The organism is Rhizobacter sp. SG703 (genome assembly GCF_012275445.1).
Classification (GTDB): Bacteria; Pseudomonadota; Gammaproteobacteria; order Burkholderiales; family Burkholderiaceae_C; genus Rhizobacter.
On sequence record NZ_JAAZQK010000009.1, the window covers coordinates 133,442 to 148,398 of the forward strand.

At 66.6% G+C, this 14,957-nt stretch carries 14 protein-coding genes; 11 read left to right on the top strand and 3 right to left on the bottom strand.

Features of this window, described 5'->3' with window-relative positions; genetic code table 11:
* Window positions 1–196 precede the first annotated feature (196 nt).
* The 4 genes from carA (at window position 197) to FHT26_RS19995 (ending at window position 5,742) form a co-directional block, all read left to right on the top strand.
* Entirely contained in the window at window positions 197–1,366 is a 1,170-nt protein-coding gene (gene carA / locus FHT26_RS19980) for a glutamine-hydrolyzing carbamoyl-phosphate synthase small subunit (RefSeq protein WP_168561860.1), read from the top strand.
* Window positions 1,359–4,625, top strand: coding sequence for a carbamoyl-phosphate synthase large subunit (gene carB / locus FHT26_RS19985; RefSeq protein ID WP_168561861.1), 3,267 nt, complete (start codon window positions 1,359–1,361; stop codon window positions 4,623–4,625). Before carA ends, carB begins: the two co-directional genes overlap by 8 nt.
* Before the next feature lie 82 nt (window positions 4,626–4,707).
* Window positions 4,708–5,184 carry a transcription elongation factor GreA gene (gene greA / locus FHT26_RS19990; protein WP_168561862.1) on the top strand — a complete coding sequence of 159 codons (477 nt, stop codon included), beginning with the start codon at window positions 4,708–4,710 and terminating at the stop codon, window positions 5,182–5,184.
* A 105-nt stretch (window positions 5,185–5,289) separates the two neighbouring features.
* A complete protein-coding gene (locus tag FHT26_RS19995; RefSeq protein WP_168561863.1) occupies window positions 5,290–5,742 on the top strand; it encodes a DUF4149 domain-containing protein in 453 nt (150 codons plus the stop codon).
* A gap of 4 nt (window positions 5,743–5,746) precedes the next feature.
* Here FHT26_RS19995 and FHT26_RS20000 read toward each other — a convergent pair whose 3' ends face one another.
* Window positions 5,747–6,220 carry a YhbY family RNA-binding protein gene (locus FHT26_RS20000; protein WP_056814318.1) on the bottom strand — a complete coding sequence of 158 codons (474 nt, stop codon included), beginning with the start codon at window positions 6,218–6,220 and terminating at the stop codon, window positions 5,747–5,749.
* 33 nt (window positions 6,221–6,253) lie between these two features.
* On the opposite strand from FHT26_RS20000, the gene FHT26_RS20005 reads away from it, so the two are divergent.
* The 4 genes from FHT26_RS20005 to glmM all read left to right on the top strand — a co-directional run bounded on the left by FHT26_RS20005 (window position 6,254) and on the right by glmM (window position 11,258).
* Window positions 6,254–6,952, top strand: a complete 699-nt coding sequence (locus FHT26_RS20005) for an RlmE family RNA methyltransferase (RefSeq protein ID WP_168561864.1) — start codon at window positions 6,254–6,256, stop codon at window positions 6,950–6,952.
* A gap of 99 nt (window positions 6,953–7,051) precedes the next feature.
* Window positions 7,052–8,953: an ATP-dependent zinc metalloprotease FtsH gene (gene ftsH, locus FHT26_RS20010; RefSeq protein ID WP_168561865.1), complete on the top strand. Its 1,902-nt coding sequence runs from the start codon at window positions 7,052–7,054 to the stop codon at window positions 8,951–8,953.
* 82 nt (window positions 8,954–9,035) lie between these two features.
* A complete protein-coding gene (gene folP / locus FHT26_RS20015; RefSeq protein ID WP_168562008.1) occupies window positions 9,036–9,878 on the top strand; it encodes a dihydropteroate synthase in 843 nt (280 codons plus the stop codon).
* A gap of 48 nt (window positions 9,879–9,926) precedes the next feature.
* Window positions 9,927–11,258 (top strand): phosphoglucosamine mutase, encoded by a 1,332-nt coding sequence (gene glmM / locus FHT26_RS20020; protein ID WP_168561866.1) that lies wholly within the window; start codon window positions 9,927–9,929, stop codon window positions 11,256–11,258.
* A 5-nt stretch (window positions 11,259–11,263) separates the two neighbouring features.
* Here glmM and FHT26_RS20025 read toward each other — a convergent pair whose 3' ends face one another.
* Both FHT26_RS20025 and FHT26_RS20030 read right to left on the bottom strand, forming a co-directional pair.
* On the bottom strand, window positions 11,264–11,749 hold the full coding sequence (locus FHT26_RS20025) for a fasciclin domain-containing protein (protein ID WP_168561867.1): 486 nt from the start codon (window positions 11,747–11,749) through the stop codon (window positions 11,264–11,266).
* Between the two features lie 73 nt (window positions 11,750–11,822).
* Window positions 11,823–12,008, bottom strand: coding sequence for a hypothetical protein (locus FHT26_RS20030; RefSeq protein WP_168561761.1), 186 nt, complete (start codon window positions 12,006–12,008; stop codon window positions 11,823–11,825).
* Here FHT26_RS20030 and pstS point away from each other — a divergent pair.
* The 3 genes from pstS (at window position 11,965) to pstA (ending at window position 14,949) form a co-directional block, all read left to right on the top strand.
* A complete protein-coding gene (pstS, locus tag FHT26_RS20035; protein ID WP_168561868.1) occupies window positions 11,965–13,002 on the top strand; it encodes a phosphate ABC transporter substrate-binding protein PstS in 1,038 nt (345 codons plus the stop codon). The genes FHT26_RS20030 and pstS overlap by 44 nt on opposite strands.
* A gap of 109 nt (window positions 13,003–13,111) precedes the next feature.
* Window positions 13,112–14,089, top strand: a complete 978-nt coding sequence (gene pstC / locus FHT26_RS20040) for a phosphate ABC transporter permease PstC (protein WP_168561869.1) — start codon at window positions 13,112–13,114, stop codon at window positions 14,087–14,089.
* Entirely contained in the window at window positions 14,086–14,949 is an 864-nt protein-coding gene (pstA, locus tag FHT26_RS20045) for a phosphate ABC transporter permease PstA (protein WP_168561870.1), read from the top strand. Before pstC ends, pstA begins: the two co-directional genes overlap by 4 nt.
* Window positions 14,950–14,957 lie beyond the last annotated feature (8 nt).

Sequence of the window (14,957 nt, forward strand, 5' to 3'; positions counted from 1 at the left end):
CGCATTCGTGTGACCCACGCCGTGCTCAGGGTCAACCCTCGAAGCTCGTCTATAATCCCGCGGTTTACCTGCAACCCGCCCGCCCCAGCGAAACCCTCGCCGTTTCCTGTCGAAAACTCCCCCAGTTTTCTCCCCGGTCCGACGCTCGAGATGAGCAGAGCTGGGCGCGCACAAACCGCAAAAAACGGAGATACGCGTGCCGCCCCAACTGCTGACAAACCCAGGACAGGCTCTGCTGGCACTCGCGGACGGAACGGTCTTTCGGGGCGTCTCGATCGGCGCGCCCGGCGAGACCATCGGCGAGGTGGTGTTCAACACCGCGCTGACCGGCTACCAGGAAATCCTGACCGACCCGAGCTACTGCCGCCAGATCGTCACGCTGACCTATCCGCACATCGGCAACTACGGTGTCAACGATGAAGACGTGGAGGCCAGTCGCGTGTTCGCGGCCGGCCTGATCATCAAGGACCTGCCGCTGCTCGCGTCGAACTTCCGCCAGACGATGACGCTGTCGCAGTACCTGCAACGCGAGGGCACCGTCGCCATCGCGAACATCGACACCCGCCGCCTGACGCGCGTGCTGCGCACCCATGGCGCGCAGAACGGCTGCATCGTCACGCTGGCCGCCGGCCAGGCCGTCACCGACGAGATCCGCAACGACGCCATCGCGAAGGCCAAGGCCGCCCCCAGCATGGCCGGCCTCGACCTGGCCAAGGTGGTCAGCGAGACCCGTCCCTACGACTGGACCGAGACCGAGTGGACGCTGGGCGAAGGCTACGGCGCGCTGAAGGATCCGCGCTTCCACGTCGTCGCGTACGACTACGGCGTCAAGCGCAACATCCTGCGCATGCTCGCGAGCCGCGGCTGCAAGGTGACGGTGGTGCCGGCGCAGACGCCGGCCGCCGACGTGCTGGCCTACAAGCCCGACGGCATCTTCCTGAGCAACGGCCCCGGCGACCCCGAGCCCTGCGACTACGCGGTCGCCGCGACGCGCACGCTGATCGACACCGGCATCCCGACCTTCGGCATCTGCCTGGGCCACCAGATCCTCGCGCTGGCCTCCGGCGCGAAGACCTTCAAGATGAAATTCGGCCACCACGGCGCGAACCATCCGGTGAAAGACCTCGACAACGGCCGCGTCAGCATCACCAGCCAGAACCACGGCTTCGCGGTCGACGAGAAGACCCTGCCCGCCAACCTGCGCCCGACGCACGTCAGCCTGTTCGACGGCACGCTGCAGGGCCTGGCACGCACCGACAAACCCGCTTTCTGCTTCCAGGGCCATCCAGAGGCCTCCCCGGGACCCCATGACATCGGCTACCTGTTCGACCGCTTCACGGCCATGATGGAGAAGAACAATGCCTAAGCGCGCCGACCTCAAATCCATCCTCATCATCGGGGCCGGTCCGATCATCATCGGCCAGGCCTGCGAGTTCGACTACTCCGGCGCACAGGCCTGCAAGGCGCTGCGCGAAGAGGGCTACAAGGTCATCCTCGTCAACAGCAATCCGGCGACGATCATGACCGACCCGGAGATGGCCGACGTCACCTACATCGAGCCGATCACCTGGCAGGTGGTCGAGAAGATCATCGCGAAGGAGCGCCCCGATGCGGTGCTGCCGACGATGGGCGGCCAGACCGCGCTGAACTGCGCGCTCGACCTGCACAAGCACGGCGTGCTCGCGAAGTACGGCGTCGAGATGATCGGCGCGAACGAGAAGGCCATCGAGAAGGCGGAAGACCGCCTGAAGTTCAAGGATGCGATGACCGGCATCGGCCTGCATTCGGCGCGTTCGGGCATTGCCCACTCGATGGAAGAAGCGCTCGCGGTGCAGAAGCGCATCACCACCGAGATCGGCGGCACGGGCTTCCCGATGGTGATCCGCCCGAGCTTCACGCTCGGCGGCACCGGCGGCGGCATCGCCTACAACCCGGAAGAGTTCGAAGAGATCTGCAAGCGCGGCCTCGACCTGTCGCCCACCAAGGAACTGCTGATCGAGGAAAGCCTGATCGGCTGGAAAGAGTACGAGATGGAAGTCGTGCGCGACCGCGCCGACAACTGCATCATCGTCTGCTCGATCGAGAACCTCGACCCGATGGGCATCCACACCGGCGACTCGATCACCGTCGCGCCGGCGCAGACGCTCTCCGACAAGGAATACCAGCTGCTGCGCAACGCCAGCATCCAGATCCTGCGCGAGATCGGCGTCGACACCGGCGGCTCGAACGTGCAGTTCTCGATCAACCCGACCAACGGCCGCATGGTCGTGATCGAGATGAACCCGCGCGTCAGCCGGTCGTCGGCGCTCGCCTCGAAGGCCACCGGCTTCCCGATCGCGAAGGTCGCGGCCAAGCTGGCGATCGGCTACACGCTCGACGAGCTGCGCAACGACATCACCGGCGGTGCGACGCCGGCGTCGTTCGAGCCGAGCATCGACTACGTCGTCACGAAGATCCCGCGCTTCGCATTCGAGAAATTCCCGGCCGCCGATTCGCGGCTGACGACGCAGATGAAGTCGGTCGGCGAGGTGATGGCGATGGGCCGCACCTTCCAGGAGAGTTTCCAGAAGGCGCTGCGCGGACTCGAGACCGGCATCGACGGGCTGACCGAGCGCACCTCGTGCAAGCAGGAAGACCGCGACGAGATCATTGCCGAGATCGGCGAGGCCGGCCCGGAGCGCATCCTGTTCGTCGGCGACGCGTTCCGCATCGGCATGAGCCTGCAGGAGGTGTTCGAAGAAACCGCGATCGACCCGTGGTTCCTCGCGCAGATCCAGCAGCTGGTCAAGCTCGAGCAGGCGCTCGCCGGCCGCACGGTCGCGAGCCTGTCGGCCGAGGAGCTGCGCTTCCTGAAGCAGAAGGGCTTCTCCGACAAGCGCCTGGCCAAGCTGCTCGGCACGCACCAGCACGAGGTGCGCGAGGCCCGCTGGGCGCAGAACGTGCGCCCGGTCTACAAGCGCGTCGACACCTGCGCGGCCGAGTTCTCGACGCAGACCGCGTACATGTACTCGACCTACGACGAAGAGTGCGAAGCCGAGCCGACCGACCGCAAGAAGATCATGGTGCTGGGCGGTGGCCCGAACCGCATCGGCCAGGGCATCGAGTTCGACTACTGCTGCGTGCATGCCGCGCTCGCGATGCGCGAGGACGGCTACGAGACCATCATGGTCAACTGCAACCCCGAGACCGTGTCGACCGACTACGACACCTCCGACCGCCTGTACTTCGAGCCGGTGACGCTGGAAGACGTGCTGGAGATCGTCGCGAAGGAAAAGCCGGTCGGCGTGATCGTGCAGTACGGCGGCCAGACGCCGTTGAAGCTCGCGCTCGACCTCGAGCGCGCCGGCGTGCCGATCGTCGGCACCTCGCCCGACAGCATCGACATCGCCGAAGACCGCGAGCGCTTCCAGAAGCTGCTGCACGAGCTCGGCCTGAAGCAGCCGCCGAACCGCACCGCGCGCACCGAAGAGGCCGCGAAGGCGCTGGCGGCCGAGATCGGCTACCCGCTGGTGGTGCGCCCGAGCTACGTGCTGGGCGGCCGGGCGATGGAGATCGTGCACGGCGAGAAGGACCTGGAGCGCTACATGCGCGAGGCGGTGAAGGTGTCGGAGAAGTCGCCGGTGCTGCTCGACCGCTTCCTCGACGATGCGATCGAGGTCGACGTCGACTGCATCAGCGACGGCGACGAGGTGATGATCGGCGGCATCATGGAGCACGTCGAACAGGCAGGCATCCACTCCGGCGACTCGGCCTGCTCGCTGCCGCCGTATTCGCTGCCCAAGGCGCTGCAGGACGAGCTGCGCCGCCAGACGGTGCTGATGGCCAAGGCCTTGAAGGTCAAGGGCCTGATGAACACGCAGTTCGCGATCCAGGGCGAGGGCGCCGATGCGGTCGTCTACGTGCTCGAAGTCAACCCGCGTGCATCGCGCACGGTGCCGTTCGTCTCGAAGGCCACCGGCCAGGCGCTTGCGAAGATCGCCGCGCGCTGCATGGTCGGCCAGAAGCTGTCGAGCCAGAAGGACCGCCACGGCAAGCTGCCGCGCGAGGTGATCCCGCCGTACTTCTCGGTGAAGGAAGCGGTGTTTCCGTTCAACAAGTTCCCCGGCGTCGATCCGATCCTCGGCCCGGAGATGCGCTCTACCGGCGAGGTGATGGGCGCGGGCCGCACCTTCGGCGAAGCGATGCTGAAGAGCCAGCTCGGCGCGGGCTCGCGGCTGCCCGAGCGCGGCACCGTCTGCATCACCGTGAAGAACGGCGACAAGGCGCGCGCGGTGGTGGTGGCGCGCGACCTGCACGCGCTCGGCTTCCAGGTCGTCGCGACCAAGGGCACGGCCGCGGCCATCGCCGAGGGCGGCGTGCCGGTGAAGGCGGTCAACAAGGTGAAGGACGGCCGCCCCCACATCGTCGACATGGTGAAGGCCGGCGAGATCCAGCTGGTGTTCACGACGGTCGACGAGACGCGCACGGCGATCGCCGATTCGCGCCACATCCGCCAGGCGGCGCTGGCCAACCGGGTGACCTACTACACCAGCATGGCGGGCTGCGAAGCGGCGGTCGAAGGCATGAAGCACCAGGACGATCTGGTCGTGCTTTCCCTGCAAGAGCTGCACCGCGAACTGCACTAAACTTTCTGCAACACATCGGCCGCCGCCGGGCCTCCCGCAAGGGAGAGGGCGGCGGCTTCATTTTTGCCTCCAGGGTTTCACCATGACGACCATTCCCATCACCGTGCGCGGTGCCGAAAAACTCAAGGAAGAGCTGCATCGGCTGAAGACGGTGGAACGCCATTCGGTCATCCAGGCGATTGCCGAGGCGCGCGCGCAGGGCGACCTGTCGGAGAACGCCGAATACGAGGCGGCGAAGGACAAGCAGGGCTTCATCGAAGGCCGCATCCTCGAGATCGAAGGCAAGCTGGCTGCCGCGCAGATCATCGATCCGGTGTCGTTGAACGCCGAGGGCCGCGTGGTGTTCGGTGCCACCGTCGAGCTCGAAGACGAGAAGACCGGCAACCCGGTCACGTACCAGATCGTCGGCGAGGACGAGGCCGACCTGAAGGAAGGCCGCATCTCGATCGGCTCGCCGATCGCCCGCGCGTTGATCGGCAAGGTGGCCGGCGACGTCGCCGAAGTGCAGGCGCCGGGTGGCGTCAAGAGCTACGAGATCATCGAAGTCCGCTATGTCTAGGCCCAACCCCGGAGCGCCTTCGGCGCTCCCCCTCGAGGGGGCACCGCTGGCGGCCCCGCGGAGCCGGATCCGCGGCGGTCGCCGGATCGGAAGAGCGCTGCTGCAATGACCCCATCGACGTTGCAGCGGACCGCGGGCTACCTCGCTGGGTTGTGGGCCGGCGTCCTGCTGGGCGTTGGCTTCATCGGCGCACCGGCCGGTTTCGCGAGCACGTTTCCGGAGACCGCGGGCCGCATCGCCGGACGCATGTTCATGCAGGAGGCGTACCTCAGCCTCGGGCTGTCGGTGCTGCTGTTGATGATGCTGCGCCGCATCTGGCAGATGACCGAAACGCGCCGCAGCGTGCTGGGCGCCGATGCGCTGATGCTGCTGGGCGTGGCCTTCGTCACCGTGCTCGGCTACTTCGGCCTGCAGCCGGTGATGGCGGCGGCGCGCGCGGGGCAGGGCGGCGGCCTGTCGTTCGCTGCCTTGCATGGCATCTCGATGAGCCTGTTTGCCCTCAAGACGCTGTTGCTGCTGGTGCTGGCCTGGCGGCTGAACGGGTCCAAAGCCGCCTGAGTCTTCAGTCGGCGGCGGTCTTCTTCAGGCTGGTGATGCGCTTCCTGGCGCGCTTGATCTCGCCGCCGGCGGCGACGCGCTGGTTGCCCAGCACCTTGAGCTTCTTGACCTGCGGGCGGTGGTTGCCGCTCTTCGAGAACTTCAGGATCTTGACGGTGCGCGGACCCGGCATGCGGTCTTCGCGCTCGGCCTTTTCCTTCGGCGGCATCGGGCGCCACAGCACCAGCAGCTTGCCGATGTGCTGGATCGGGGCGGCGTTCAACTGGTCGCTCAGCTGGGCGAGGATGGCCTCGCGGGTGGCGCGTTCGTCGGAGAAGACGCGGATCTTGATCAGGCCGTGGGCATTCAACGCGGCATCGGCCTCCTTGGTCACGGCAGGGGTCAGGCCGTCACCGCCGATCAGGACGACCGGGTTCAGGTGGTGGGCTTCGGCGCGCTTGTCCTTGCGCTGGGCGGGAGTCAGTTCGATGGCAGGCATCCCGGTATTATCGTTTGCAGTGAGCGTAAGCCAATGAAAATCAAGACAAAAAGCAAGAAGGTCAACAAGGCGTGGTTGCACGACCACCTGAACGACACGTATGTCAAGCTGGCCCAGAAAGAAGGTTATCGCGCGCGCGCAGCCTACAAGCTGAAGGAAATCGACGAGGAACTGCAGCTGATCCGCCCGGGCCAGCTGGTCGTCGACCTCGGGGCCGCGCCCGGGGCCTGGAGCCAGTATGTGCGGCGCAAGTTCGCACCGAAGGACGTCGCCGGCGGCGGCGCCGCGGCCGGGGCATTGAACGGCACCATCATCGCGCTCGACATCCTGCCGATGGAGCCGATCGAGGGTGTGGTCTTTTTCCAGGGCGATTTCCGCGAGGAGGCGGTGCTGGCGCAGCTGCACGAACTGGTGAATGGCCGCCCGGTCGACGTGGTGATTTCCGACATGGCGCCCAACCTGTCGGGCATCGAGAGTTCCGACGCCGCCCGCATGGAGCACCTGGTGGAACTCGCGGTCGAATTCGCGCAGAACCATCTGACGCCGAATGGGGCATTGGTCAGCAAGGTTTTCCATGGCAGCGGCCACAGCCAATTGGTCGAGATGTTCAGGAAAACATTCCGCGTCGTGAAGCCGATCAAGCCGAAGGCATCTCGCGACAAATCGGCCGAAACCTTCCTGGTGGGGATCGGTCTCAAGAACCCTGGCGTTCAGGTCGATAAGCGTTCGTGAAGTCTCATGGGTTGCGTGGACTAGAATCGCCCCCAGATGCCGTGGATGCTGGGCACGTCCTGTGCTCGCGCTGAGGATTTATCGCAAGAAGGAGCCGCGGTGAACAATCAATGGTTCTCCAAAGTCGCTGTCTGGCTGGTGATCGCACTCGTGCTGTTCACCGTGTTCAAGCAGTTCGACAAGGGTGCAATGCAAGGCAACCAGATCGGCTACTCCGACTTCCTCGAGGAAGTTCGCAGCAAGCGGATCAAGAGCGTCCAGCTCCAGGAAGGGCCTTCCGGAACCGAGATCAAGGCCAAGACCACCGACGACAAGGACCTGCGCACCACCGCAACCTTCCTCGATCGCGGGCTGGTTGGCGACCTGATCAACAACAACGTCAAGTTCGACGTGAAGCCGCGCGAAGAGCCGTCGATCCTGTTGAGCATCCTCGGCTCATGGGGCCCGATGCTGCTGCTGATCGGCGTGTGGATCTACTTCATGCGCCAGATGCAGGGCGGCGGCAAGGGCGGCGCGTTCAGCTTCGGCAAGTCGAAGGCGCGCATGCTCGATGAAGCGAACAACACCACCACCTTCGCCGATGTCGCCGGTTGCGACGAGGCGAAGGAAGAGGTCAAGGAGTTGGTCGACTTCCTGAAAGACCCGCAGAAGTTCCAGAAGCTCGGCGGGCGCATTCCGCGCGGCGTGCTGCTGGTCGGCCCTCCGGGCACCGGCAAGACGCTGCTGGCCAAGGCGATCGCCGGCGAGGCGAAGGTGCCGTTCTTCAGCATCTCCGGCTCCGACTTCGTCGAGATGTTCGTCGGTGTCGGCGCGGCGCGCGTGCGCGACATGTTCGAGCAGGCGAAGAAGAGCGCGCCCTGCATCATCTTCGTCGACGAAATCGACGCGGTCGGCCGCCACCGCGGTGCCGGCCTCGGCGGCGGCAACGACGAGCGCGAACAGACGCTGAACCAGATGCTGGTCGAGATGGACGGCTTCGAGACCAATCTCGGCGTCATCGTGATGGCGGCCACCAACCGGCCCGACATCCTCGATCCGGCGCTGCTGCGCCCGGGCCGTTTCGACCGCCAGGTCTACGTGACGCTGCCGGACATCCGTGGCCGCGAGCAGATCATCAACGTGCACATGCGCAAGGTGCCGGTCGGCGCCGACATCCGGGCCGACATCCTCGCGCGCGGCACCCCGGGCTTCTCGGGTGCCGATCTTGCCAACCTGGTGAACGAAGCCGCGCTGTTCGCCGCGCGCCGCAACGGCCGGGTCGTCGAGATGATCGACTTCGAGCGGGCCAAGGACAAGATCATGATGGGCGCCGAGCGCAAATCGATGGTCATGGACGAGGAAGAGCGCCGCAACACCGCGTACCACGAGGCCGGCCACGCGCTGATCGGCCGCATGCTGCCGAAGCTCGATCCGGTGCACAAGGTCACCATCATCCCGCGCGGCCGCGCGCTGGGCGTCACGCTGTCGCTGCCCGAGAAGGACCGCTACAGCTACGACCGCCAGTACATGCTGAACAGCATCAGCATGCTGTTCGGCGGCCGCATCGCCGAAGAAGTGTTCATGCACCAGATGACCACCGGCGCGTCGAACGACTTCGAGCGCGCCACCTCGATGGCACGCGACATGGTCACCCGCTACGGCATGACCGACGAACTGGGGCCGATGGTGTACGCCGAGAACGAGAGCGAGGTCTTCCTCGGCCGCTCGGTGACCAAGCAGGTCAACGTGTCCGAGCAGACGATGCAGAAGGTCGACGACGTGATCCGCCGCATCATCGACGAGCAGTACGCGATTGCGCGCAAGCTGATCGAGGACAACCAGGACAAGATGCATGCGATGGCGAAGGCGCTGCTCGAATGGGAAACCATCGACGCCGACCAGATCGACGACATCATGAACAACCGACCGCCGCGTCCGCCAAAGGACTGGAACTCGACCGCCGGCAAGCCGAGCGGCCCGACGCCGCCGGTCAAGCCGGACGGCGCACCGGCCGCGGCCTGAGCGAACTGGTCGAGAAACGGGGCTTCGGCCCCGTTTTCAATGGCTGGACGACATGCTTGAACCGACGCCCGCAAGCCCTGCACTGCACTGGCAGACCACCCGATTCCGGATCGACCTGACACGCCCGCGCGTGATGGGCATCGTCAACCTGACGCCCGATTCGTTCTCCGACGGCGGCCAGCTGGCGACGACGCGCGCCGCGCTGGCGCATTGCGAGCAGTTGCTGAAGGACGGCGCCGACATCCTCGACCTCGGTGCCGAATCCAGCCGCCCCGGAGCCGATGCGGTGCCGCTGGCCGATGAACTGGCGCGGTTGCTGCCGGTGCTGCGCGAGGCGTTGCGGCTGCAGGTGCCGTTGTCGATCGACACCTACAAGGCCGAGGTGATGCGCGCCGCGCTCGACCTGGGTGCAGACATCGTCAATGACATCTTCGCGCTGCAGGCGCCGGGCGCCGAAGCGGTCATCGCCGGCCATCCGGGCTGCGGCGTCTGCCTGATGCATGCGCAGGGCGAGCCGAAGTCGATGCAGGCGGCGCCGCACTACGACGACGTGGTGGCCGAGGTGCGCGACTTCCTTGCCGCGCGTTGCGCCGTGCTCGCGCGGCGCGGGGTCGCCGCCGAACGCATCGTGATCGACCCGGGCATCGGCTTCGGCAAGACGGTCGCGCACAACTTCGTGCTGCTGGCACGCCAGCGCGAGCTGCTGCCGCTGGGATTCCCGCTGTTGGCAGGGTGGTCGCGCAAGAGCAGCCTCGGCGCCGTCACCGGGCGGCCGGTGGCGGAGCGGCTGGCGGGCAGCCTGGCCGCGGCGCTGGCGGCGGTCTGCAACGGGGCCCGTGTGTTGCGGGTCCACGACGTCGCCCCCACGGTGGACGCCCTCAAGGTGTGGGGTGCCGCCGGCCTGATCGACGGCGACGGCCGATAGTTGCCGCAAAATCCCACCCCTGACGATCCTGGGCGTGGAGACAAGCGAATGAGCAGAACCTATTTCGGCACCGACGGCATTCGCGGAACCGTCGGCCAATCGCCGATCACCCCCGATTTCATGCTGCGCCTGGGCCATGCCGTCGGCCGGGTGCTGAAGGCGGGCATCGCGAAGCCGACGGTGCTGATCGGCAAGGACACGCGGATTTCCGGCTACATGATCGAATCGGCCCTCGAAGCCGGCTTCGCGTCGGCCGGCGTCGACGTGCTGCTGACCGGTCCGCTGCCGACGCCGGGCGTGGCCTATCTCACCCGCGCGCTGCGGCTCGACCTGGGCGTCGTGATCAGCGCCTCGCACAACGCCTACCCGGACAACGGCATCAAGTTCTTCTCGGCACGCGGCGAGAAGCTGCCCGACGAATGGGAGCAGCGTGTCGAAGCGACGCTGCTGGAGCCGGCGCAATGGGTCGATTCGGCCCAGCTCGGCAAGGCGCGCCGGCTCGAGGCCGCGCGCGGCCGCTACGTCGAGTTCTGCAAGAGCACCTTCAGCAACGACCTGTCGCTGAAGGGGCTGAAGATCGTCGTCGATGCGGCACACGGTGCGGCCTACCAGGCCGGGCCGGACGTCTTCCACGAGCTGGGGGCCGAGGTCGTCGCGATCGGCTGCAACCCCGATGGCGTCAACATCAATGCCGGCTTCGGCGCCACTGCGCCGGCCGCGCTGGTCCAGGCGGTGCGCGATCACAAGGCGGACTACGGGGTCGCGCTCGATGGCGATGCCGATCGCCTGCAGCTGGTCGATGCCGACGGCCGCCTCTACAACGGCGACGAACTGCTCTACGTGATGGTGGCCGACCGGCTGGCGCAAGGCCAGCGCGTGCCGGGCGCGGTCGGCACGCTGATGACCAACATGGCGGTCGAGGTCGCGCTGAAGGCGCAGGACATCGAGTTCGTGCGCGCCAAGGTCGGCGACCGCTACGTGCTGGAAGAGCTGGCCGCGCGCGGCTGGCTGCTCGGCGGCGAGGGCTCGGGCCACCTGCTGGCGCTCGACAAGCACACCACCGGCGACGGCATCGTCAGCGCGCTGCAGGTGCTGCAGGCGGTGAGCCGCAGCGGCAAGTCGCTGGCCCAGCTGGTCGAGGCGGTGACGCTGTTCCCGCAGGTGCTGGTGAATGTGCGATTGAAGCCGGGGCAGGACTGGAAGTCCGCACCGAAGCTGGCCGAGACGCAGGCTGCCGTGCAGCGCGAGCTGGGCGGCAACGGCCGCCTGCTGATCCGGCCGTCGGGCACCGAACCGCTGGTGCGCGTGATGGTCGAGGCGAGAGACGCCGCGCAGGCCAAGGCCTGCGCCGAGCGCCTGGCCGACATCCTGCGCGGCTGAGGGGCTTACTTTGTTGCCGGAATGAAGACGCGGTCGACGATCTGAACGACGCCGTTGGTGGCCTTCAGGTCGGCCTGTGTCACGACGGCGTCTTCGACGGTCACGAAAGTACCCGACTTCGACAGCGCGAGGTTGCCGCCCTGCAGTGTCTTGGCCGGGCCGTTCTTGATGTCGGCCGAGGTCAGCTGGCCGGGTACCACGTGGTAGTTCAGCACCGCGACGAGCATCGCCTTGTCCTTGGACAGCGCTTCCATCGTCTTCGCCGGCACCGACTTGAAGGCGTCGTTGCTGGGCGCGAACACGGTGTACGGGCCGGGGCCGCTCAGCGTGGCGGTCAGGCCTGCATCGCCGATCAGCTTGTTCAGCGTCGACAGCTCGGGCGTCGTCGCGGCGACTTCGGCGATGGTCTTCGGGGCCGGCGTGGTGGCGCAGCCGGCGGCCAGCAGCGTCAGGGCGGAGGTGGCGGCGATCAGCCAGTTTCTCTTGTTCATCGAAGGATCCTTCAGGGGGTTGGGATGGCTGGCCGGCAGCATATGGACTGCATGTGACAGGGCCATGAATCCTTCATGACAACCCGATCTGCCGGGCGTCAGCATGGTTTTCAGGAGCGCCATCGGGACTTGATGACAGCAGTGTCACCGCCCTGTCACACAGCACTTTTACAGTTCCGGGCATTCCTCCAGCCAGTACCTGAAAGGTGCGCCCAATGAATCTCAAGTCGTTCCGGTCCGTTGCCACCGTGGTGGCCATCAGCGCGGTCTCTTCGATGGCGTTCGCCCAAGACATCACCGGCGCCGGCGCCACGTTCCCGGCCCCGCTGTATGCCAAGTGGGCCGAGGCCTACAACAAGGCCAGCGGCGCTCGCATCAATTACCAATCGGTCGGCTCGGGCGCAGGCCTGAAGCAGATCCGCTCGAAGACGGTCGACTTCGGCGCATCCGACATGCCGCTGAAGGACGACGAACTCGCCAAGGACGGCCTGGTGCAGTTCCCCACCGTGATCGGCGGCGTCGTGCCGGTCGTCAACATCAAGGGCATCCAGCCCGGCCAGATCAAGCTGACCGGCCAGGCGCTCGGCGACATCTACCTCGGCAAGGTCACCAAGTGGAACGACCCGTCGCTCACCGCGCTGAACCCCGGCGTGCCGCTGCCGGACGCCGCGATCTCGGTGGTGCGCCGCGCCGACGGCTCGGGTACCAGCTTCATCTTCACGAACTACCTGTCGAAGGTGAACACCGAGTGGAAGGACAAGGTCGGTGAAGGCACCGCCGTCAACTGGCCGACCGGCGCGGGCGGCAAGGGCAACGAAGGCGTCTCGTCGTACGTGCAGCGCCTGCCGAACTCGATCGGCTACGTCGAATACGCGTACGCGAAGCAGAACAAGATGTCGTACGTGCAGCTGAAGAACAAGGACGGCAACTTCGTGTCGCCGGACGATGCCAACTTCAAGGCCGCCGCGGCCGGCGCCGACTGGAGCAAGAGCTTTTACCAGGTGCTGACCGAGCAGGCCGGCAAGGAATCGTGGCCGCTGACCGGCGCGACCTTCATCATGATGCAGAAGTCGCAGGACAAGCCGGTGCAGGCGAGCAACTCGCTGAAGTTCTTCGACTGGGCCTACGCCAACGGCGACAAGATGGCCGCCGAACTGGAATACGTCGCGCTGCCCGATGCCGTGAAGGCGCTGGTCCGCAAGCAGTGGGGCGAGATCAAGGACGCTTCGGGCAAGGCCGTCGCGGTCAAGTGATTCGCTGAAGCAACCACCGGCGGCGAGTGCCTTCGGGCCTCGCCGCCCTCGCCTGGATGGAGGAAACGTGGCCGCTACACTCCCCGCATCGCACTACAACAAAGACGAGATGCAACGCTCCGACCCCCTGGGGCAGCCGCCCTCGGTCCGCCGTGCCAAGCCGTGGGCCGACACGGTCTTCTCGCTGCTGGCGCATGGCGCCGCCATCCTCACGCTGCTGCTGCTGGCCGGCATCATCGTCTCGCTGGTGATCGGCGCCGCGCCGGCCATCCGCGAGTACGGCCTGAGCTTCCTGTGGCGCAGCGAATGGGATCCGGTCAAGGACCAGTACGGCGGCCTGGTGATGATCTACGGCACGCTCGCCACCTCGGTGATCGCGCTGCTGATCGCGGTGCCGGTGAGCTTCGGCATCGCGCTGTTCCTGACCGAGCTGTCGCCCAACTGGCTGCGCCGCCCGCTCGGCATCGCGATCGAGCTGCTGGCCGCGGTGCCGTCCATCGTCTACGGCATGTGGGGGCTGCTGGTGTTCAGCCCGGTGCTGTCCGAATACGTGCAGCAGCCGCTGCAGCGCGCGCTCGGCGACGTGCCGTTCTTCAAGGGCCTGGTCTCCGGCGCGCCGGTGGGCATCGGCATCCTGTCGGCCGGCATCATCCTCGCGATCATGATCATCCCGTTCATCGCCGCGGTGATGCGCGACGTGTTCGAGGTCACGCCGGCGATGCTGAAGGAGTCGGCCTACGGGCTCGGCTCCACCACCTGGGAGGTGGTGTTCCGGGTCGTGCTGCCGTACACCAAGACCGGCGTCATCGGCGGCATCATGCTCGGCCTCGGCCGCGCGCTCGGCGAGACGATGGCGGTCACCTTCGTGATCGGCAACGCGAACCAGCTGAACGGCCCGTCGCTGTTCGAAGCGGCCAACAGCATCACCTCGGTGCTGGCCAACGAATTCGCCGAGGCGAGCGAAGGCCTGCACCAGGCCTCGCTGCTGTACCTCGCGCTGGTGCTGTTCTTCATCACCTTCGTGGTGCTGTCGATGTCCAAGCTGCTGCTCGCGCAGCTCAAGAAGGGTGAGGGGGGCCGGTCATGAGCACCGCAATCGATGCCGGCCGCCTGGCCAAGGCGCGCAGCCGCCGCCGCGTCAACGCAGTCGCGCTGACGCTGTCGATGGCCGCGATGGCCTTCGGGCTGTTCTGGCTGATCTGGATCCTGGTCGAAACCTTCCGGCTCGGCGTCGGCGGCCTCACCTGGACGGTGCTGACCGAGATGACGCCGGCCCCGCAGGCCGAGGTCGGCGGCCTCGCCAACGCGCTGTACGGCTCGCTGCTGATGGTGTCGCTGGCCACGCTGGTCGGCACGCCGGTCGGGGTGCTGGCCGGCATCTACCTGGCCGAGTACGGCCAGAAGACCTGGCTGGGCAGCGTCACCCGCTTCATCAACGACATCCTGCTGTCGGCGCCGTCGATCGTGATCGGCCTGTTCATCTACGCGGTGATCGTCGCGCGCTTCAAGACCTACTCCGGCTATGCCGGCGTGCTGGCCCTCGCGCTGATCGTGATCCCGGTGGTGATCCGCACCACCGAGAACATGCTGTCGCTGATCCCGCATGCGCTGCGCGAGGCGGCCTACGCACTCGGCACGCCGAAGTGGAAGGTGATTTCCAGCGTCACGCTGAAGGCCGCCCGCGCCGGCGTGATGACCGGCGTGCTGCTCGCGTTCGCCCGCATCGCCGGCGAGACCGCGCCGCTGCTGTTCACCGCGCTGTCGAACCAGTTCTGGTCGAGCAACCTGTCGGGGCCGATGGCCAACCTGCCGGTCACGATCTTCAAGTTCGCGATGAGCCCGTACGAGAACTGGCAGAAGCTCGCCTGGGCCGGCGTGTTCCTGATCACCCTCGGCGTGCTCGCGCTGAACATCTTCGCGCGCGTGGTCTTCCGCAACAAGCACTAGAAAACCAG

Coding starts and splice junctions, on each gene's coding strand:
- greA (WP_168561862.1), top strand. CDS start 4,708: ATGACGACCATTCCCATCACCGTGCGCGGTGCCGAAAAACTCAAGGAA.
- carB (WP_168561861.1), top strand. CDS start 1,359: ATGCCTAAGCGCGCCGACCTCAAATCCATCCTCATCATCGGGGCCGGT.
- FHT26_RS20030 (WP_168561761.1), bottom strand. CDS start 12,008: ATGGCCACCACGGTGGCAACGGACCGGAACGACTTGAGATTCATTGGG.
- pstS (WP_168561868.1), top strand. CDS start 11,965: ATGAATCTCAAGTCGTTCCGGTCCGTTGCCACCGTGGTGGCCATCAGC.
- pstC (WP_168561869.1), top strand. CDS start 13,112: ATGCAACGCTCCGACCCCCTGGGGCAGCCGCCCTCGGTCCGCCGTGCC.
- FHT26_RS20000 (WP_056814318.1), bottom strand. CDS start 6,220: ATGCCTGCCATCGAACTGACTCCCGCCCAGCGCAAGGACAAGCGCGCC.
- glmM (WP_168561866.1), top strand. CDS start 9,927: ATGAGCAGAACCTATTTCGGCACCGACGGCATTCGCGGAACCGTCGGC.
- FHT26_RS20025 (WP_168561867.1), bottom strand. CDS start 11,749: ATGAACAAGAGAAACTGGCTGATCGCCGCCACCTCCGCCCTGACGCTG.
- pstA (WP_168561870.1), top strand. CDS start 14,086: ATGAGCACCGCAATCGATGCCGGCCGCCTGGCCAAGGCGCGCAGCCGC.
- FHT26_RS20005 (WP_168561864.1), top strand. CDS start 6,254: ATGAAAATCAAGACAAAAAGCAAGAAGGTCAACAAGGCGTGGTTGCAC.
- FHT26_RS19995 (WP_168561863.1), top strand. CDS start 5,290: ATGACCCCATCGACGTTGCAGCGGACCGCGGGCTACCTCGCTGGGTTG.